This window comes from Sphingobacterium sp. GVS05A, assembly GCF_019969845.1.
Lineage (GTDB): Bacteria > Bacteroidota > Bacteroidia > Sphingobacteriales > Sphingobacteriaceae > Sphingobacterium.
The window spans coordinates 388,272-408,322 of the sequence record NZ_JAHXYR010000001.1 but is presented as its reverse complement, the minus strand read 5'-3'; the positions used below and the strand labels follow the sequence as shown (position 1 = coordinate 408,322).

General features: G+C 42.0%; 21 protein-coding genes, 1 pseudogene and 1 riboswitch. Of the genes and pseudogenes, 10 read left to right on the top strand and 12 right to left on the bottom strand.

Going from position 1 to position 20,051, the window contains the following annotated elements; all coding sequences use genetic code 11:
- The first annotated feature begins 50 nt into the window (after window positions 1-50).
- The 10 genes from LC454_RS01655 (at window position 51) to LC454_RS01610 (ending at window position 9,149) form a co-directional block, all read left to right on the top strand.
- Window positions 51-794: a dienelactone hydrolase family protein gene (locus tag LC454_RS01655; RefSeq protein ID WP_223578539.1), complete on the top strand. Its 744-nt coding sequence runs from the start codon at window positions 51-53 to the stop codon at window positions 792-794.
- 133 nt (window positions 795-927) lie between these two features.
- Entirely contained in the window at window positions 928-2,091 is a 1,164-nt protein-coding gene (locus LC454_RS01650; protein ID WP_223578530.1) for a hypothetical protein, read from the top strand.
- A gap of 53 nt (window positions 2,092-2,144) precedes the next feature.
- Window positions 2,145-2,987, top strand: a complete 843-nt coding sequence (locus LC454_RS01645; RefSeq protein ID WP_223578528.1) for a VanW family protein — start codon at window positions 2,145-2,147, stop codon at window positions 2,985-2,987.
- Between the two features lie 173 nt (window positions 2,988-3,160).
- Window positions 3,161-3,253, top strand: a riboswitch (TPP riboswitch).
- Between the two features lie 79 nt (window positions 3,254-3,332).
- Entirely contained in the window at window positions 3,333-4,136 is an 804-nt protein-coding gene (gene thiM, locus LC454_RS01640; RefSeq protein ID WP_223578526.1) for a hydroxyethylthiazole kinase, read from the top strand.
- Window positions 4,126-4,758, top strand: coding sequence for a thiamine phosphate synthase (gene thiE / locus LC454_RS01635; protein ID WP_223578524.1), 633 nt, complete (start codon window positions 4,126-4,128; stop codon window positions 4,756-4,758). Before thiM ends, thiE begins: the two co-directional genes overlap by 11 nt.
- Window positions 4,755-5,597, top strand: a complete 843-nt coding sequence (thiD, locus tag LC454_RS01630) for a bifunctional hydroxymethylpyrimidine kinase/phosphomethylpyrimidine kinase (protein WP_223578521.1) — start codon at window positions 4,755-4,757, stop codon at window positions 5,595-5,597. Before thiE ends, thiD begins: the two co-directional genes overlap by 4 nt.
- Window positions 5,581-6,234 carry a thiaminase II gene (gene tenA / locus LC454_RS01625; RefSeq protein ID WP_223578519.1) on the top strand — a complete coding sequence of 218 codons (654 nt, stop codon included), beginning with the start codon at window positions 5,581-5,583 and terminating at the stop codon, window positions 6,232-6,234. Before thiD ends, tenA begins: the two co-directional genes overlap by 17 nt.
- A gap of 225 nt (window positions 6,235-6,459) precedes the next feature.
- Window positions 6,460-7,203 carry a GIN domain-containing protein gene (locus LC454_RS01620; protein ID WP_223578517.1) on the top strand — a complete coding sequence of 248 codons (744 nt, stop codon included), beginning with the start codon at window positions 6,460-6,462 and terminating at the stop codon, window positions 7,201-7,203.
- Between the two features lie 235 nt (window positions 7,204-7,438).
- Window positions 7,439-7,969 (top strand): DUF1572 family protein, encoded by a 531-nt coding sequence (locus LC454_RS01615; RefSeq protein ID WP_223578515.1) that lies wholly within the window; start codon window positions 7,439-7,441, stop codon window positions 7,967-7,969.
- A gap of 292 nt (window positions 7,970-8,261) precedes the next feature.
- Window positions 8,262-9,149: a helix-turn-helix domain-containing protein gene (locus LC454_RS01610; RefSeq protein ID WP_108632377.1), complete on the top strand. Its 888-nt coding sequence runs from the start codon at window positions 8,262-8,264 to the stop codon at window positions 9,147-9,149.
- Here LC454_RS01610 and LC454_RS01605 read toward each other — a convergent pair.
- From LC454_RS01605 to LC454_RS01550, 12 genes and pseudogenes are all read right to left on the bottom strand, one after another.
- Window positions 9,146-9,910, bottom strand: coding sequence for a DUF2490 domain-containing protein (locus LC454_RS01605; protein WP_223578513.1), 765 nt, complete (start codon window positions 9,908-9,910; stop codon window positions 9,146-9,148). The two genes, LC454_RS01610 and LC454_RS01605, sit on opposite strands and share 4 nt — an antisense overlap.
- A gap of 61 nt (window positions 9,911-9,971) precedes the next feature.
- Window positions 9,972-10,862, bottom strand: a complete 891-nt coding sequence (locus LC454_RS01600; protein WP_223578511.1) for an urea transporter — start codon at window positions 10,860-10,862, stop codon at window positions 9,972-9,974.
- 43 nt (window positions 10,863-10,905) lie between these two features.
- The gene (locus LC454_RS01595) at window positions 10,906-11,697 is read right to left on the bottom strand and encodes an urease accessory protein UreD (protein WP_165306253.1); all 792 of its coding nucleotides are present in this window, start codon (window positions 11,695-11,697) and stop codon (window positions 10,906-10,908) included.
- A 2-nt stretch (window positions 11,698-11,699) separates the two neighbouring features.
- The gene (ureG, locus tag LC454_RS01590; RefSeq protein WP_077435600.1) at window positions 11,700-12,338 is read right to left on the bottom strand and encodes an urease accessory protein UreG; all 639 of its coding nucleotides are present in this window, start codon (window positions 12,336-12,338) and stop codon (window positions 11,700-11,702) included.
- Between the two features lie 11 nt (window positions 12,339-12,349).
- Entirely contained in the window at window positions 12,350-13,039 is a 690-nt protein-coding gene (locus LC454_RS01585) for an urease accessory protein UreF (protein ID WP_223578509.1), read from the bottom strand.
- Window positions 13,040-13,052: 13 nt separating this feature from the next.
- Window positions 13,053-13,598 carry an urease accessory protein UreE gene (locus tag LC454_RS01580; protein ID WP_223578494.1) on the bottom strand — a complete coding sequence of 182 codons (546 nt, stop codon included), beginning with the start codon at window positions 13,596-13,598 and terminating at the stop codon, window positions 13,053-13,055.
- Window positions 13,599-13,607: 9 nt separating this feature from the next.
- Window positions 13,608-14,192 carry a hypothetical protein gene (locus LC454_RS01575; RefSeq protein WP_223578492.1) on the bottom strand — a complete coding sequence of 195 codons (585 nt, stop codon included), beginning with the start codon at window positions 14,190-14,192 and terminating at the stop codon, window positions 13,608-13,610.
- A 156-nt stretch (window positions 14,193-14,348) separates the two neighbouring features.
- Complete coding sequence (gene ureC, locus LC454_RS01570; protein ID WP_104382734.1) at window positions 14,349-16,070, bottom strand: urease subunit alpha; 1,722 nt, start codon at window positions 16,068-16,070, stop codon at window positions 14,349-14,351.
- A gap of 65 nt (window positions 16,071-16,135) precedes the next feature.
- Window positions 16,136-16,441 (bottom strand): annotated as a pseudogene (gene ureB, locus LC454_RS01565) (urease subunit beta); the annotation flags it as partial.
- 18 nt (window positions 16,442-16,459) lie between these two features.
- Window positions 16,460-16,762 (bottom strand): urease subunit gamma, encoded by a 303-nt coding sequence (gene ureA / locus LC454_RS01560; RefSeq protein WP_223578488.1) that lies wholly within the window; start codon window positions 16,760-16,762, stop codon window positions 16,460-16,462.
- Between the two features lie 159 nt (window positions 16,763-16,921).
- On the bottom strand, window positions 16,922-17,332 hold the full coding sequence (locus LC454_RS01555) for a hypothetical protein (protein ID WP_223578486.1): 411 nt from the start codon (window positions 17,330-17,332) through the stop codon (window positions 16,922-16,924).
- A gap of 114 nt (window positions 17,333-17,446) precedes the next feature.
- Window positions 17,447-19,885, bottom strand: a complete 2,439-nt coding sequence (locus LC454_RS01550; RefSeq protein WP_223578484.1) for a TonB-dependent receptor — start codon at window positions 19,883-19,885, stop codon at window positions 17,447-17,449.
- Window positions 19,886-20,051 lie beyond the last annotated feature (166 nt).

The following is a 20,051-nucleotide window of genomic DNA, read 5'->3' as shown; positions in this document are numbered from 1 at the left end:
TTATGTTTAATCACACAGGCCATCTGATGGCTAAAAAAAATTAAGAACAGATGAAAACAGCTTTGACATTTTTTCTATTAACTATCGTTACCATGAGCATGAAAGCACAGGAGTTAAAACAGGTATCCTATAAAGACGGAACACAGCAGCTAAATGGGCTTATCACGTCCAATGCTAATAAAAAAGGGCCTGCAGTCCTTATTTTACCCGCTTGGAAAGGCATAGACAATGAAGCAAAACAAGCTGCTTTACAACTTGAAAAAGAAGGTTATATTGCTTTCATTGCCGATATCTATGGTGAAGGAAATATTCCTACAGACAACACGGCGGCTTCGAAAATCGCCGGCCAATATAAAGCAGACTACAAGGCCTATCAGCAGCGCATTTCGGCTGCTCTGAAACAATTGAAGGAAGCAGGAGCTGATCCCGAAAAAATTGCAGTAATTGGTTACTGCTTTGGCGGAACCGGAGCGCTGGAAACAGCACGCGCTGGTTTTCCTGTCGCAGCTGTGGTCAGTATTCATGGTGGGCTCTCCAAATCAGTCGACAGACCTAATGCAGCAATCAATGTAAAAGTATTGGTTGAACATCCCGCCGCTGACAAAAGTGTATCAAAAGAAGATTATGATGGATTGGTTAAGGAACTTAATGAAGGAAAAGCCGACTGGCAGATCATTACCTATGCCAATTCTGGCCATACCTTTACCAATCCAGAATCACCAGAATATAACCCTGTTATGGCCAAACGTGCTTGGGAGCATACTTTACTATTCCTAAAAGAAGTACTAAACTAAAACATATAAAGCCAAAGTTTCCCCTATTTAAATGAACTGTCATTCCAGATCAATAAAGCCCCATTCGATCATTTTCCAGTTATTGGCACTCCTGTTCTGTACGACTGTAGCACGATCTCAAACGATAAAATCAATGGAAATCGGAGCGCCTACACAAGCGATCCTGTTCGTTACCAATGAATCCGATAAATCAACGGATTTCGCGATGCGTCTCCATGATCAAAAGGCGAATGAAATTATTAGACTGGCTCCCTATAGTACCACCAAACTCCTGGTCTCAAAAACAGATGCCCAAAAATTTACTTTTGTTGTCAACAAGCGTAAGTGGACAGTGGATGCACCAACCCTCAAACAACGCAATGCCATGATCCTGTTTGATGGTCAGAGCCGACCGAAAGTGATCTATGACAGTCAAAGCTATCTACAGGCCGCAAAGCCAATATTGACAAATAATAAGCAGACAAGTACGCCTCAAAAAGCGCTTAAATACGATGGGAAACTATTCTTCGATTCCATCGCAGCTATTCCGTTTAAACCATCCAAGCAATATGCTAAGGCCATCATCTCTCGATCCAATCTTCCGATCTACTCCACTCAGAAAAAAGGCAAATATGACGGAACTTATATTTCGCAGACCTTTACAGGGGAGAACCTCGAAAAACCTAGCGGCATTATAACAACCGTTTATCAGCAAGGCAAAGAACTCTCGGCAAACAATTTGTCTAATGGGATCAATTTTTACACCAAATATTTTTACAACAAATGGGGATTAATCGATTCGATACAACAGCTTCAAAATAGCAAATGGTCCTCTAGTACAATTTATCAATACTTACCGCATGCTATTCTCATTACCGATCCTGAGCGGCGGTCCGTCTCCATCCAGCATTTAAATGATCAATATCAATTGATCCGGGAGGAGTCCATTCATTTCGTTTACCAACGGATGCATTGGGTCGACCGCCGTTACAATGAAAATGGGCAGCTTATTGAGGAAGTTTCAGGGCTAAATGACGCTATCGAAAAACGTACACTGTATTATTATGATAACCCAAAAGCAGACAATTTCTCTTCGTGGCAGGTATTTGACACGAGGGGGAAGCTCACTGCTGAATCCAAAATAGCTGTGCAAGGCAACGAAACGACCTACCTATTTTATCGTGATGGTACATTGGAATTGAAAATAATCTCAAAAGAACAGGGCGATTATCAATACGAGAGCACTGTATTTGATAAACAGAATAAAATCACTTCTAAAACAATACAAACAAAGAAAAATCCCGCCAATTCTCAATAATCAAAACGCGCAAACTGAAACATGAGGAAGCAATAAACAATCATTTGTCATTAGTGAAAAAACGGAAATTAATAAGTCAACGTCACCCTTTGCTATATTTTCTTGCTGTTTGGGTAAGAAGAACACAAAGAAAAGCCATTTGGTTACTGGATAATAAAAAGTACACAAAAACCAAGTCTACAACAGCGCTACAGTACCGCATCAAAAAACACCAGTCTGTTTTATTAAAGAAGTTGGGAGAAAACAATATGCAGCTGCAGATCAATAAAGTGACCAATCTAAAGATTGCAGCAAAGCAGATCAACGGTGTACTGATCCACCCCGGTGAAACCTTTTCATTCTGTAAACTAGTTGGGCAGCCCACAAAAAAGAAAGGCTATCTTCTGGGGATGGAATTGTCTTTTGGCGAAGCACGGGCAGGTATCGGTGGTGGAATATGCCAGATCTCCAATCTGATCCATTGGCTTGTTATCCATAGCCCACTGACAGTCGCAGAGCGTTATCATCATTCTTTTGATCCGTTTCCCGATGATGGGCGTGTATTACCTTTCGGAAGCGGTGCAACGGTATTTTACAACTATCGGGACTATCAGTTTACCAACAATACACCCTACACGTTTCAGATCAATCTCTGGTTTACCGAAAAATGTCTTGAAGGTGAACTGAGGATCGATCAGGAGCTCGATTTTGCCTATCACGTCATTGAAAAGGACCATCAATTCCTTAAAATAGAAGATCAATTCTATCGAAAAAATGAAATATGGCGGGAAAAATTCCTAAAATTTCAGGGTGGAAAGGTTGTTGATACGGAACTCCTGACGAAAAATTTTGCCCGCGTCACTTATACCCCACCTGACTACACGGAATTGCCAGCTGAAGACAATATAAATTCTTAACAAGCAGCTTAGCTGCACGAGATCATTTTGACATCATCCTGTATTAGTTATCGGCTCAAGCTATTTCCTTACTGATACTGAAAATGTCGGTCAAATCGCTCGCAGTCATTTTTACTATTCTTGGGCCGAATAAAACACGGGCTATAAAAAGTCCTTTTTTTTGTCTAAATTTGATATGGCTTTGGGGGTATTCTGTATAGAATTGAGATAGTCCCTTCGAACCTGATTCGGTTTATACCGGCGTAGGGAAAAGCAACCGCTTAGGTATATTGAAATATACCGGACAGCCCATCTGTCTCATTTCTTCCTGACAAAGCCACCATCAAACATAGCGAACAAAAAGGAATGGAAGATTTAATTATCGATCTGTTAGCACAGGTCAAACGACAAAAACCACTTGTACATAATATTACGAATTTGGTGGTGATGAATAGCACCGCCAATGCACTCCTTGCTCTTGGAGCTTCCCCAGTCATGGTTCACAGCCCATCCGAAGTACGCGAGGTTGTTGATCTTGCCCAGTCATTGGTACTTAACATCGGCACATTGAGTGAACTTACTGCCGAGTCTATGCTTGTGGCAGCAGAACACGCCAATAACATTGGCCGCCCCTGGGTATTGGATCCTGTGGGTGCGGGAATATCCGCTTTTCGCAATGACCTATTAGCAAATCTCTTGGAGTTAAAGCCAACTGTGATACGGGGAAATGCATCGGAGATCATGAGCCTTTATAATTTCAACGAGGTCAATACCAAAGGTGTAGACAGCACCGCAGACAGCAAAGCAGCTATCGGCTTTGGTAAAGCATTACAAGAACAATTGGGATCTATCATCTGCATCTCCGGAAAGGTAGACTATATCCTGTCCGAACAGCATACCGCTGAGGTGCACAATGGACACCCCTTGATGACCCAGGTTACCGGACTTGGCTGTAGCGCAACTGCACTCATCGGTGCATTTTTAGCAGTCACAGACCATCCTTTTGAAGCAGCGACCGCCGGTGTCTCCCTTTTGAGCTTAGCAGGTGAACTGGCTACAGCGCGATCCGCTGGTCCGGGTTCCTTACAGATGAATCTCTATGATGAACTGTATCTGCTGAATGAAGAGCGTATCCGGATGCATCTCAACTTGAAGCATTATGGCAATTAATCCCCTGTTTCCTTACCCCTTGTATCTGGTTATCTCCGAACAGGACTGCTACCCACAATCTTGGCTCCATATTGCGGAAGAAGCCATAATCGGTGGTGTAGATATTATTCAGTTACGCGAAAAGAACGAAACGCCGACGGGGTTTCTGGAAAAAGCCAAGAAGCTAAAGCAGATTACCGATCGCTATGGAATCCCATTGGTCATCAATGATGCCGTGGATATTGCAATTGAAATCGAGGCATGGGGCGTGCATGTTGGACAAAATGATCTTCAACCTATAGCAATAAGGGAAAAATACGGACAGCGTCTTCAAATTGGCTGGTCGCTTGAAGATCGGACACAACTTGACAGCAAACAGATGGCCGCTGTAGACCACCTTGGTGTCAGCCCAATCTTTCCAACAAAAACAAAAACAGACACCATTACAACCTGGGGAATCAGTGGATTGGCTGAGTTACGTAATCTAACTGAAAAGCCCTTGATCGCCATCGGAGGCATGAACCTAGACACCAGCGCAAGTGCCTGGCTGTCTGGCGCAGATTCCATTGCGGTCGTATCGGCAATTTGCCAAAGTAAAAACCCAAGGGCGCATAGCGCTCAATTAAAGGAATTATTAACATGACCATAACGAAAAAATATACAGTGCCCACTGTACTGAGCATAGCGGGGTTTGATGGCAGTGGCGGAGCTGGTATCCAAGCCGATACGAAAACTATATCAGCCCTTGGATGTTATGCCATGAATGTCTTAACGGCATTACCAGTGCAAAACACGCAAGGGGTGCGGAATATTTACGAGATACCGACCCAAGCAGTACGTGAGCAACTGGATGCGATCTTCGATGATATTTATCCGGATGCGATCAAAATCGGGATGGTTCACACGATTGAACTTGTCGAACTGATCAGCAGCTATTTGAAAGATTACCGTGGAACAATCGTATTTGATCCCGTGATGGTGTCGACAAGTGGTCACAAATTGATCCATGATGACACAATACAGGCATGTATGGACTTGCTTTTTCCACAAGCGACGATTATCACTCCCAACCTGGATGAAGTCAGTGTACTTGTCGGAAGAACCATAGCTGAGGTCCAAGAAATGGAAAAAGCAGGTATTGAACTTCTTGAAAAAGGATGTCAGTCAGTCCTTATTAAAGGCGGACACCTCCAGACAAGCGAGCTCACCTCCCTCCTCTTTCAGCAACATGCATCACCATTGGTATTTAAATCACAAAAAATTGACAGCAAAAATACACATGGATCCGGCTGCTCTCTTTCTTCAGCAATAGCGAGCCAGTTAGCGCAGCAATTCCCCCTTGCTGAGGCTGTCGCTGCCGCTTTAGATTATGTCTACGAGGCAATTAAGGGAAGCAAAGACCTCGTTATTGGCAAAGGAAATGGGCCACTTAATCATTTCCACAACCCTTCTAAACTTATTTTTCATGAAATGGAGCGATAAAGCCTGGGATGCTATAAGACCAATTTATGCTGATATCTTAGCAATGCCTTTTATTTCCGAACTGAGCAATGGCAGTCTACCGCTGGACAAATTTCAATTCTATATGCGCCAGGATGCTTACTATCTGGAGGAATTTGGACGTGTTTTAGCTTTTATCGGTGCAAAGAGTGCCAACAATCAACAAGCTCTGGATTATTTTGAATTTGGACGCAATGCGCTTATCGTCGAAAAAGCGCTCCATGAAAACTATTTTAAAGAATTTGGTCTGGATCCGGAAGACGATAACAAGATAGAACCCGTTTGCCACCATTACGTGCATTTTTTAAAAAGTGTAGCCGCCTTTGAACCTATTGAAGTCGCTATGGCTGCAACTTTACCCTGCTTTTGGATTTATAAAGAAGTTGGCGACCACATCGTTTCGATCGCCAGTGGCGACCAAAATCCCTATTCCAAATGGATCGATACCTATAGTGGTGAGGACTTCGCCGAGGGAGTGAACAAAGCCAAAAAATACGTCGATCAAATTTCTGAACAAACTACTGCAACAAATCGGGAGAAAATGCGACAAGTATTTATAACAGCTTCCCGATTGGAATATCATTTCTGGCAGGCAGCTTACGAAAAGAGAATGTGGTAACCACAAAAACAACAGTTAAATTGTTCGATAGCGAACACCAGTTGTTCAAAAATGGGCAATAGAAAAAAAAGTCCAAAAGCAAAAAGAACTACTTATCAACGATTTACATGGTTTTTAAATTTTGGCACCACTATTATATATGTAAGGAAGGAAATGAGGCTGTTTTTCGAAATTAAAATAAAAATTATAATAGCATAAAATTAAAAACTACTAATAGACAAACCCATGAAAAGAATTTTAACCATCGCCTTTATTTCATTTTTATACGTAGTTCAAGCGCAAGAACGTGAAACCCGTAAGATTTCCGCTCCGGATGGCATTTCGGCAGCTACTTCGCTACGTGTTGACTACGTTCATTCTAATCGCAATGAAGTTGTTGTTGAAGCGGACAATGCGGAGCATCTGTCGCTAATAGAAACAAATGTAAAAAATGGCATATTACATGTGCAATATAAACGAAACTCACAGATCAGAAATGCGAGAAACAACCGTGTAACGGTATATTCGAATAAAATTCCGACAAGTTTTTCTGCCTCTTCGAGTGGATCAATCTACAGCAACGAAACGATAAAAGCCAGCAAAATAGCGGTAAATGTTTCTTCGTCCGCCCGTATTTCACTTAAAAAATTAATTGCCGATGATATTTCACTTTCGACAAGTTCCTCGAGCAGGTTAACGGCTGATGTAAGTGCAAAGAATCTAACGGTGAATTCAACAAGTTCGTCAAGACAGGAAATTGCTGGAAGTGCGACGAATTTGAATTTAAGTACCAACTCTTCCGCATCAGTGGACATGGCTGCCTTTACAACAAGCAATGCAGAGGTCAATGCCAGCACATCGGCCGGTGTTACCTTAAGTGTTAAGGATAATCTGCACGGTAAAGTTTCTACTTCGGCAAAGATCTCCTTAAAAAATCAGCCACGAAATGTCCAGGTTGACAAATCGACAAGTGGCCGAGTCGTTATGTAATTTTAGTTTAGGTCTTTAAAAAAGACTGTTTATTTATGTTTAATGTTTAGTTAGCTAAAGGTGGCGCCCTCCCCAGTGCCACCTTTTTTTACTTCTCCGTCCTCCCCTCATCGGGTCAGAAAATGGACTAGACTCCCCCTTCAACAGCCTGTTATCAGGAGCAAATTCACCGGATATCATCTGATATTTTCGTATCTTGTGCTAAGAAACACAAGCACACATAACACACAATCCAATGGATAATTTTTTAGCAAGTAGCCTCAAGCAATTTCGGGAATTCAAATCTTTGGGAGACAAGACCTTCGCTCAATTGAGTGATGAACAATTGTTCTGGCAATTCAACCCCTCTAGCAACAGTATTGCCCTCATTGTGAAACACCTCCATGGGAACATGCTTTCGCGTTGGACAGACTTTCTACATTCGGATGGTGAAAAAGAGGGTAGAGACCGCGATATGGAATTCGAAAATACCGAGATGAGCAGAGCGCAACTGATCGCACTGTGGAACGAAGGTTGGGATTGTTTATTTCAAGCACTTGAATCTTTAAATGAGCGAGACCTGACGAAAACAATCTTTATCCGGGGAGAGGGACATACCGTATTGGCAGCCATCCACCGCCAACTTGCACACTACCCCTATCACGTCGGCCAGATCGTTTACATTGGAAAAATGTGCCAGGATGAGCAATGGACTTCACTATCCATTCCAAAAGGAAAATCTGCAGATTTTAACCAGGAAAAATTTGGCCAAAGCAAAAAAGTATAACGGCTTATAGCTATCTACTAACGCTGTCCAATCGACAATTGGGCAGCATTTTCACCTAAATTTTTCAATTGCAATCGGATACTACAAATCCGTTTAAAACGTTACATGGAAGGAACTGTTTTAGGTGTTCTTTAGCAAAGAATTGATTATATTTGTGTGATCTACCGTTACTAATTCCTTTACGATTCAATCCCATGGGAATTAGCTTGTTTAGGGTTGCAAAACAAATAGCAAGTGCATGGGGCTCATTGATCTACTTGAGCGTAGACAGGTAATTTATAATTATTTAAAGATGAAAAATTCGATTAAGATCATCAACAATTACGAATATAAAAAGTTATTCTTACCTGATGTTTCTGAACATAATCTATTTAATGAAAGTAAAATCCAGGTTTATCGAATTGAAAATTATCTCCGGAGCATCTTAATGCCGGTCATTCCCTATCGTACTACATTCAATTTTCTAATTTTCGTAACGAAAGGTTCCCTGACACAACATCTGGAATCAGCCTCCTATACGCTGACTGAACATCAGGTCATCAATATCAAGCAAGGGAATATCACCGCAACACTGGCCATATCAGACGATGTTGAAGGTTTTTTTGTGGTGTATGAAAACGAAATTGTTACTGATATCGAACTTGGAATCAATGACATCAAATTTTTTAATTCTCATCCATTTACTACGCTAAAGCCACATGTTGCCAATTGGATTCAGCAAATGCTGATTCTTTTGGAGGAAGAGCTTTTTACTGAAGGTCGCGTGATGGAGGTATGTATCTCGATGATGCAGTGTATCTTATTGAAGGTCATAAAATCGGATATTGAAACCAAGGCACCGATGAGCAGGCAACTTGATATTGCATTTCGCTTTCGGGAATATGTCCAAAAGTTCCATATTGACCATAAAAATGTATTGTTTTACGCCAATCTATTGCATATCTCGGAGAACTACCTGAACAAATGTGTGAAGGAGGCAACCAATAAGCCACCCAAGCAATGGATTACTGAAATCAGCATCTTGCATAGCCAGATCCTCTTGCAGGACGCTACGAGAGATATTGCGGGGATAGCTTTTGAATTGAAGTTCCAATCGCCCTCCTATTTCACCAGGCTATTTAAAAAAATCACCGGGTATTCACCCAGTGATTATCGAAAACATAAGTTTATGGCAGACTAATGTTTATGGTAAGGCAGGTTCCAAATGAGGTCAACCGCCAGATAATGCACACCAAAATCCACTTGATCATAGCCCTTGATCAGATCATTCATGTAGCCTACATCCAGTCGTAAAGGCGTCTTTGGGATATCTGTCATATAGTAAAAACCCAAACGTGTTTCCTTGTAACCAAAGCTCGACCAAGCATCCGGTTCGTTCAGTTTACTGATCGCAAAAAGACCTTCGGCACTCAATGCCAGTTCCTGCTTATTTTTATCGGAGATTTTAAAATTCAACTGCGACTTCAGCCGGGTTCTAAACTGAAAATTCTCTTCCGCTTTGTGAAAGTCTGCGGTAAAAAATTTCCGGAACTCCTGTCGTAGTGTATTTTTCCATTTCCAGCGCTCAGCGAGCTTAAAAGTATAAGCATAACGTCCATACAATCGGAATTCCTGTTCAACTCCTTCATTGTGGTAGGGTGCTTTTTCATCATATACATTTTGACGTCTGTAGCTCAGTGCATAGCTATATTGCTGATTTGGTGCAAATTTGTGGTAGACCTCATGATTCAACACCCAGATAGCCTGCTTATGAAAAGGATTGGAGTCGTCAGGTGTACTTTTGGTTCCCAGGCCGATATAGGTCAGTGCTTCCTTTGTTCCGGAACTGTCTAACTCGCGTCGTAGGCCCAACACCGACCAGGAGGCCGTTTTGGCTTTACCAAGCCCCGGTGGACTTACCTGCCCATATACGGTGTTTACATGAATTCCTAATAAGAGCATTATTGGGAATAGATTTATTAAACGAAATTTCAACATCAGATAAAATTTTAGTAAAAAAAGACTAAGATGTCTCCGCTGTCGCAGAAAATTTAGCCACCAACCAATTGTCCAGTCGTTTGACAGGCTCCATTGCCCACATCGCGACCACAAAAGGAAACGTTAGCGTCGTCCAACCATTGTGGATCAGGAAATGGTCAAAATAGGTTGCTATAATAACCGCAATGAGTACATAAATACCATCTCTGACGCGTTGCCCGCTCAAAGCAATCCCACATAAAACTGCGTTGAAGCTAAAGATCCCATTATTGGTCATATCGGTTGATTCATGTCCATGATGCGATATGTAAACGCTAATAATTACAGCTGCAGAAGCATATAACGCTGCGATTGGTTTACTGATAAAAACACCAATGAAAAAGATCAGTCCCGCAACTAAGCTACCCTGAAAAATAACCTGACCAAAGGCATGTCCTTCAATAAGGAAATCGTCCATTTCCTCAATATCTACAAAGTGCTCTGGAACGGTCCGTAAAGCCAATTCTGGAATACTCAATACATATAGCGCAATCCAGGTGATCATGATAAATGGAAACGTAAATACAGGAATATTTTTCTTGAGCGCCAAGCCCATTAAAATCGTGGTCAGTGCAGAACCGATGATCAAGGCAGCCCATACCCAGATATTAGCCTGAAAATAAAAGACCAACGCAATCCCATATAATGTGGCATTAAATCCAAAGAGCCCATCATTAATATGGTCCTCGTCAAACTTCATCAATTTCGCTGTTATTACCCCGACAAGATTCGCCAGTATCCCAGCAAATCCCATGAGTGCGGAATCATAAATAATAGCCCCAATAAACAAGACGCCAGTCCAGATGTTACCCTGTAACATAATCTGTCCAAATCCCTTAAAAACAGCTTTAACAAAAGCCAGGATGTTATTTTTCATTAGAATAATTTGTTATTTAAAAATTGTATTCAGTCCCCGTTATTTAATTCAGGAATAATTTTTCCCATAAAGCACTTTGCATCTCTTTAAAAAGAAGGTAAAGTTGCTCAGCACCATACCCCAGCACACGCACCATAAAACCATCGTGTTGCAAAGCACTGATACCAAAGGCAACATCCTTGGTTTCCCCATATTTCTCATAGAATGCTTCGATCCATTCATCTGGACTTAACCCGGCACTATTCAGATAGATCAGCGTCCCTTGGTGTGTATATCCTTCCAGAATGCCCAATCCCTGAATGGGCATACGGTCGGGTTGTAACAGCACATTATCTTTTACAACCAGTCGACCATTCACATAACATTCCGTCAGGTTCTGAAAATGATTGTATTGAAATTCCTCCCCCGACATTTTCCTTCCACAGGTCACAATTTCGCTCAGTAGTAGATGGCAATTGGAGGCAAGATGGATAATGTTGTGACTCAAAAAATGAGAGGAATGTTGAGGTACTACGGGGTGAGGAACATAGGAAAACACCGAATCTTCGCCCAAAGTCACCTGCATTGTCTGCGAAGAATGCCCCTTCATATGAAACAGACGCTGATAAGCCTGCGTCTGTAACTGCAACTTTGCTCCTGGCGCAATATCAATTTTGATCTGATGATCATCACCATCCAACAATCCCGGTGAGGAACTCATGATCATCAAATAAGCCGCATTGTCTTTTTGATATTGACCGACAGGGACAATGCGAAAAGGTTGAGTGACATAAGCATCCTTCATAAAGGATTTCCCTTCACGATGTGCTATTTTGACGGCTAAAGAACAAATCATAATTAACGAAGTAAATTAGGTTCTTCAATATCTTGAAGCAATGCATATTTCTTGATCCAGCCCACAATCTCTTCCAGACCATCGCCAGTTTTCAAATTGGAGAACAAAAATGGAGCACCTTTGCGCATCATACGGGCATCATGTTCCATGACCTCCAAGCTCGCGCCCACATAAGGCGCCAAGTCTTTCTTGTTGATCAATAACAGATCCGAACGTGTAATCGCAGGACCACCTTTACGTGGCATTTTTTCACCCTCAGCGACATCAATTACGAAAATGGTGATATCTGCCAGATCTGGGCTATAGGTTGAAGTGAGGTTGTCCCCCCCACTTTCGATCAAAATAAGTTCCAGATCGGGAAAACGGCTAGCCAGTTCGTCTACAGCTTCCAGATTCATACTCGCATCTTCACGTATCGCGGTATGTGGACAACCTCCTGTTTCAACACCGATAATACGTTCGCGGGGTAATAAGCTATTTTTCGCCATATACTCCGCATCTTCTTTGGTGTAGATATCATTTGTAATAACTGCCAGATCTAACTCATTTGCCAGACGTCTGCTCAATCTTTCCAATAACGCTGTTTTGCCGGAACCCACAGGACCGCCGACACCGATCTTAACATATTTTCTATTTTCCATTGTATTTGATTTTAAGAGATATAAACCCTAGAATATAATCGTTCGTGTTGCATGCAGCGGATATCAAATCCGATATTGCACAGCCCCACTAAATTTCGTTCAACTGCTAAAGTCTCGTGACAGAGCCCAAGTATATCATCGTGCAGGTCAAAAAGAACATCCTGACCATCGAGCTGTCCGAGCGGCACGAGTTTCACGGCATTCGTCACCATGGTGATGGCCGCATTGTAATAAAAGCCATGTAATGCTTCTTCCAAAGGAATTTCCAATATCGAAGCTAACATACCATACATCAAGCAATAGTGGCTATCCACTTCCTTTTTCTGAATCAATTTGCCCCAGGCAACAACAAAATCCTGCTGTTGATAACGGCTAAATATTTTGTAAATGCGTACGCCTAGTTTTTTACTGGCTTCCCGGATCTCTTTTGGACTCTTCAATGCTGTACACTCCTGATCCAAAGCGATCAATGCATTTAAATCCGCCGATGAGGTAGCCTCGTAGGCCAATTTCATCAAGGCAGCATCGTTATACTTTAAATTGTACCATAAATTATGGCGCACATATTTGTCAGTAGTTGCTTTATCACAGACTAAGCCTTGCTGCACATAGGTTTCCAGTCCATTTGAATGGGTAAATCCACCGATCGGTAGAGTCGGATCTGCGAGATGGAGCAACTTACCCAGAAAAGTATTTTTCATTGACATAAATTATTTATTCATTATTTGTTGATGCGACCGTCGGCGCTGTACCAGTATCCTCTTGCTCTTTAATGAACAGGGGAATATTTTTTGTCGAAAATTTCAACTTTTGATGATGCTTCGAGTCTACGTTTGCATGCAGTGGATTCAGCAGCTGATGGATACAGCATATAGGGTCAAATCCATTTTTGGTCAACCACTCGTACATGGAGTGTTCGTAAGGCATCAGCAATTCATTTGCCTCTACGAATAGAGGCAAATGTTTGTTTCCGATTTCACTGCTGACAAAAGCAATCTGAAGGAAATCAATTGCCATCACTTTGATAACTTCACAGGGTCTGATGGTAACCACAACTATTTTTTCTTCATCTTCATACAAGATATCGCCGTCCTGCAAGCAGGAAGTATTGCCCAATAATTTTACCGCGATATCCATCCCCTCCGCTGTACGAAGACGTTGAATACGTTTGGTGGATTCATACCATTCAATCGACAGCAGATCATGACGCTTATAGGTCTGCTCGCGATTGATATTCCTTGTGATTTCTGTGATAATCATTTTCGTTCTTTAAAAAAATAGATTTTTTGACAATCCCAATCCCACAGTTGAGCCATTGATTCCTGTAATCACTTCGTGATCATTTGGAATAACAGCATCCTTGCCATGCTTCTTCTTGTAAGAGAGCTCCGCGACTTTTGCTTTCAAAGCCCAGCCTTTTCCAAGGTCAATACCCACCAACGGATACACTCTGAACAGGAAACCATTGTAGCTTCCATCCACCATGCCTCCGGATGCATTAACAACATGCTGATCGCCCCAGATGTAATGTGCTTCCACTTGACCGATCAACATAAAATGTTCTCCTAACGGCCAGGTGTTGCTGTAGAATGGACCAACTTCATGGGAATGATCCGTAAAGTCAAGCGCTTTCGTATAGGCGTTGTTGAACCCATAATTTATCCCCACATTCATGTTGTCATTAAAAAAATAGCCTACGCCCACTGGTGCTGCACTAAATTGGTGTCCAGCGGTGGTTTCATGGTAATTGAGCGAACCATACAGCATGATTCCTCCTTTTTGAGCAGAAGCCGATTGTATCGAAAAGCATGCTATTGCCAGACAACATCCCAAAAATATTTTTAAATTTTTCATTGATATATCGTTGTTTTTAAGGGCAATAAAACGATCATGAGCCTTACTTTGCCCATTGATCATCAGCGCTACTTTTGGCTCATGATCGTTTTATTAATGTGTTTTTCATTTATAATGGCCTGATGCAAGATCAAGCCCTGGTAGTCTCCATTCAGATTAAAACAAGAAATACAACTGTCCTAAAGAAACGGTATCAATCGGCTGTGAACGCAAAATTTCTCCATCCAGACTTACTTCATAGTTCTCCGGATTAACGATAATTTCGGGTGTAGCGTCGTTGTGGATCATATCTTTTTTGGAGATATTTCTACAGTTTTCTACAGGAAGTAAGCCTTTTGCTAAGCCATATTCCTCTTTAATGCCGTTTTCGAATGAAATTTTGGAAACAAAGTTGAAACAGGTGTTATGAACAGCTTTTCCCAATCCGCCGAACATTGTACGTAAGATAATCGGTTGTGGTGTAGGAATGGATGCATTGGCATCCCCCATTTTGGACGCGATGATCATACCACCTTTGATAATCATTTCCGGTTTAGCACCAAACAAAGCTGGGCGCCAGATAACCATATCTGCGATTTTACCCGGTTCGATAGAACCTACGTATTTTGAGATACCATGTGCAATTGCGGGGTTGATTGTATATTTTGCGACATAACGACGTGCACGGAAGTTATCGTTGTTTTTCCCTTCGTCTTCAGGTAGCGGACCCACTTGTTTTCTCATTTTGTCTGCTGTCTGCCAGGTACGTGTGATAACCTCACCTACACGACCCATTGCCTGCGAATCCGAACTCATGATGCTGAAAACACCACGATCTTGCAATACATCCTCAGCAGCGATCGTCTCCGGACGGATACGTGAATCGGCAAAAGCTACATCCTCAGGAATTTCTTTACTCAGGTGATGACAAACCATCAACATATCCAAATGCTCATCAATCGTATTTTTTGTAAATGGGCGTGTCGGATTTGTGGAAGCTGGTAATACATTTGGATACATCGCCGATTTGATGATATCTGGAGCGTGACCGCCACCGGCGCCTTCCGTATGGAAGGTGTGGATTACACGACCGTTGATCGCCTGAATGGTATCTTCTAAGAAACCCGCTTCATTTAATGTATCGGTGTGAATGGCAACCTGCACATCGTATTTATCAGCTACCGTTAATGCTCTATCAATTGTTGCGGGTGTTGCTCCCCAGTCTTCGTGAATTTTAACCCCCAATGCTCCGGCTTCAATCTGCTCAACAATGGGTTGTTCAGTCCCCACATTTCCTTTTCCAAAGAAGCCAAAGTTCATCGGTAGATCTTCCACCGCTTGCATCATACGACGGATATTCCATTTTCCTGGCGTTACGGTGGTTGCGTTTGTTCCGTCCGCTGGACCGGTACCACCGCCGATCATGGTGGTAATACCACTATATAAGGCTGTTTCGACCTGCGTAGGACTGATATAGTGAATATGGGTATCTATACCACCCGGTGTTAGGATATAGCCAGATCCGCCATGCACTTCGGTAGAAGCACCAATAATCATATTTGGCGTAATGTTATCCATTGTGTCCGGATTTCCAGCACGGCCGACACCGACAATCTTACCATCCTTGATACCGATATCACCTTTCACAATTCCCCAGTGGTCAATCACGATAGCATCTGTGATCACCATGTCCAAGGTACCTTCATCACGTGTGTGAACCGAAGATTGACACATACCGTCACGTACGGTCTTACCACCACCAAATTTTGCTTCATCGCCATAATAAGCGTAGTCCTTTTCAACTTCGATAATGATATCGGTATCGCCTAAACGGATTTTATCGCCACTTGTCGGACCAAAGATGGCACTATAATTTACTTTGCTAACTTTTAAACTCATGATACTTTGTTTTTAAAGCCTTGTTCTTTCACTTTTTTCATTGCATTTTCTTTCGCGACTTCGGTTTCGGTATCACCGTTTACCAAGTCGTTGTGCCCGTAGATCCTTCTGGCACCTGCATAGGGAACCAATTCTACATCTTTGGATTCCCCCGGCTCAAAACGCACCGCTGTACTTGCGATAATATTCAATCGCTTGCCAAAAGCTTTTGCACGGTCAAATTCCATCATCTTGTTCACTTCAAAGAAGTGAAAATGTGAACCTACCTGAATTGGTCTGTCTCCTGTGTTTGTTACGGTAATTGTCGTAACTTCTCTACCTTCATTACAGATGACATGGCCATCTGCTATAAAAAATTCTCCTGGAATCATAAATTCTATTTTTAACAATTATCGAATCGGATTATGAACGGTCACCAATTTGGTACCATCCGGAAAAGTCGCCTCAATCTGCACGTCGTGAATCATTTCGGGCACACCTTCCATGACATCTTCACGTGTCAATAATGTCGCGCCATACTGCATTAAATCAGCCACAGTACGGCCATCACGTGCGGCTTCCAGAAGCTCACTGCTGATGAATGCAATAGACTCCGGATAATTTAGTTTAAGTCCTCTAGCTCTACGTTTTTTCGCTAGTTCACCGGCAAGATGAAGCAATAGCTTCTCTGTCTCTCTAGGTAATAAATGCATATAAAATATTATTTAAATTGTTGTTATTTCAGTCGAAAACAAGTCAGTACATGCCCTGACGACTTTAAAAAATCGTTCAAAAAACCTGATAGACGATGCCCATAGCAAATGCTTACGGCATAGCGTTTCAGTTCTCAGCGTTGTAAGAAAAGGAAAGGATTATCCCTGAAATGGGATCTTTAAACTTTGGAAAAGAATGTATTTTGGTGGTAGGACCAATCGATCCATGTAAGGTGTTCTGTTATTCCGCATGTTGAGACATACAGGATAGCAAAATATAAAAAGACAAATATACAATACGGTCCAACCGAGGAGCTTACTCCATTCATCTTTTAAGTCGACCTGTTCACTGACATCATAAAGGTCATGATCGTGTACAGCGGCAACTACATTTTCCCGTTCGGATTGATCGACACTTTTGTCAATTTGTTTATGAGTGCTGGACACACCGAGAGAGGTACCCGAGGAATTATGAATTTTAAGCTGTTCAGAAATAGTCATTCCTTTCAGGAGCAGGACGCTCAAAAGAAAAACTAAAAAAACTAAACTATGCCTAATCATTGTATTCACAATCCTATTATTTGTTGTTCAAATTTACAACCAAAGCAGGCCACTTCACTAGTACAAATCTTGAATTAAATAGTCTAAATTTGTCGAAAAACCTGCTTTGATTGCTTTTTTTAATTAAAATGAATAACCAATTGAAACCATAACGTTTCTTGGTGCCCCTGCGAAGGCACGTGTATAGTCAAATCCCCCTAAAAAATAGTATTTATCAAATACATTGTTTAGGTTAAGCGCCATTTTCATGGCACCGATATGATAATAAGCGGCAGCATTAACTGTCGTATAAGAAGGCCATTGTCCCCAAAGGGCATTTCCTTCACTATCCTTTCCAATATTATTGTCCATGCGTTTGCTATCAACATAATAAACACCAGTACCAAAGCCAAGTCCTTTTAAGGAAGTATTGGAGAATACATATTTTAACCAAGCGCTTGCCATATTTTTAGGTGCTCCCGGTAGCGCCTGCCCGACTTCAGAAGCAACAGAAGAGGCCTTCACTTCGGTATGGTTAAAAGTATAATTTCCCATCACCTGGAATTCTTTGGTCAGCTGCCCGCGGACATCCAGTTCCACTCCCCGTGACAATGCTTTTCCAGATTGTCTATACTCCGGCAATCCCGAGTCATTGATTGTTCCTGTTGCAATAAGCATATTTCTACGCTCGATCTGAAACAAGGAAAGATCCATTTGCAGCTGATCCTTAAAAAAGCCCATTTTCAGCCCTGTTTCAATTTGAAAACTGCGTTCAGCTTCAAAAGCTTTGTCCGCACCATAGTCTTTATAGTTCTGGATAAAATTAGCGCCTACTGGTACAAAACCCTGCGAATAGCTTGCGAAGTAATTAATCTGCTTGTTGATTCCATAAGTCAAACCGAAACGGGGCAACAAGGCATTTTGTGTAGCATGAAAGCGATTCTGTCCATCAATAGTTTCCGAAGAATAATGTTCATGCCTCAACCCCACAATTAATTTCAGACGATCCGCAATGCTGATCTGATCCTGTATGTATTTACCGGTCGTTTTATAGGGACTCAAAAAAGGATATGCGACCTGTGTACGCCAGACGTAGTTGGTCAGATCATGCGTTGTATAGGTCGGGTTGTTCAGGTCAAAAGTCAATGGCACCACTTTGCCATCCACAGTTTGCTGTCTGGCTTCCCGTAACTGATTTTCTTTATCACCACGATACTGTGCAAAGTCGATACCCGCAACGATATGGTGGTCAATTTTATCCCCTAGCAGATCCCATTTGACATATCCAACGACGTTGTCGGTATAATCACGGCCATGACGGTCAAAGAAACGCATATTCATGATGGTGTTATGTGGGGCATCCGCAAAAGTATTTAGCGTCCGGTGTTCGTTGACATCTTCCTGATAGATGGATTTCATATAGCTCAGGTTCAGGCTCACATTTTCTTCCAGCCTTTGCGCCAATCGTCCACTAAATGAAAAAGTCTTGGAATTATAGAAATCAGAAGGCTGACTTAAAGTAAACGAACGTGGCAGGGCATAAAAGTTATTCTCCTTTATCCCCATTCCCCGATCCAGATAACCGTTGAATTGATTGTATACCACATCGATGTCCACGGTTGTCCCTGCAGCGGGCTTAAATGTAAATGAAGGTGCCAGCATCATCCGTTTTTGACGATTCACATCGCGAAAGGTTTTGGTATCTTCATAGCCTGCATTAAAGCGATAGAGAATTCGTTTTGCACTATCCAATGGACCACCCAGATCTACTGTGGTGCGCATCGTTTCAAAACTTCCGGCAGCAAAACTGATATGACCTTTAAAATCTTCCAAAGGCTTTTTCGTCGTCATATTGATGGTACCACCGGGTACAATGTCGCCAAATAGAGAAGCTCCAGGGCCTTTCAGCACCTCAAGGTTTTCGAGATTGATTGTTAGTGGGGAATTATAATAACTATTGCCGTAACCATAGCCCGAACGTAGACCGTTCACCAAACGGACTCCAGTTTCATAACCACTTTTAAAACCACGGATCACCACATCATCATAAGATGAAGCCTCAGTGACGCCTGCCAGGTCCTGCACCAGTGCTCCTGTTGTAAATGCTTGCTTATCTTCAATAAATTCCTTACTCAGTACAGCCACAGATTGTGGTAAGTCTTTCAGCTTTCCAGCGAACTTACCGCCCAACTCCATGTTGTTTGTCAAATAGGAATTATTACGACGGCCGGTAACCAATACCTCATCCAAGGTTCGCTCCCCCTCTTCCATCATGAGTCGAATTCCTTTTTTCGGATTCCAAGTAGTCTCATTAATAAGAATAAGCTGTGATTTATAACCGATCGCTTCGGCACGCAATTGTACCGGAAAGGTTGTCGCTGTAGTAAAAGCAAATTCGCCATTCGCGGTAGTACTTATCTTTTGTCCTTGGTTTTCAAGCATCAAAGTCACTCCTGGAATTGGATTTCCGCTTTCGTCCTGTATCTTCCCAAAAATCATAAAGCTCTTTTGGGCGTAAACAGCCACCGGTGTGACGGCACTTGCCAATAATGCGAAAGCGAGTGCTTTCATTGTGTTTTTCATCTGTATAAATTGTTTTTTCAATTGTGATGAAGCTATCAGATTTATTCATCGAGTGTATGTTTTATGCGGCAGTCATGAGCTCGCTTTGCTCGGTCTGAATAAATCATGATGGTTTCATCCGTATTTTTTCATTAGTCAGATGGCACATACCCTGTTTAAAACCCAC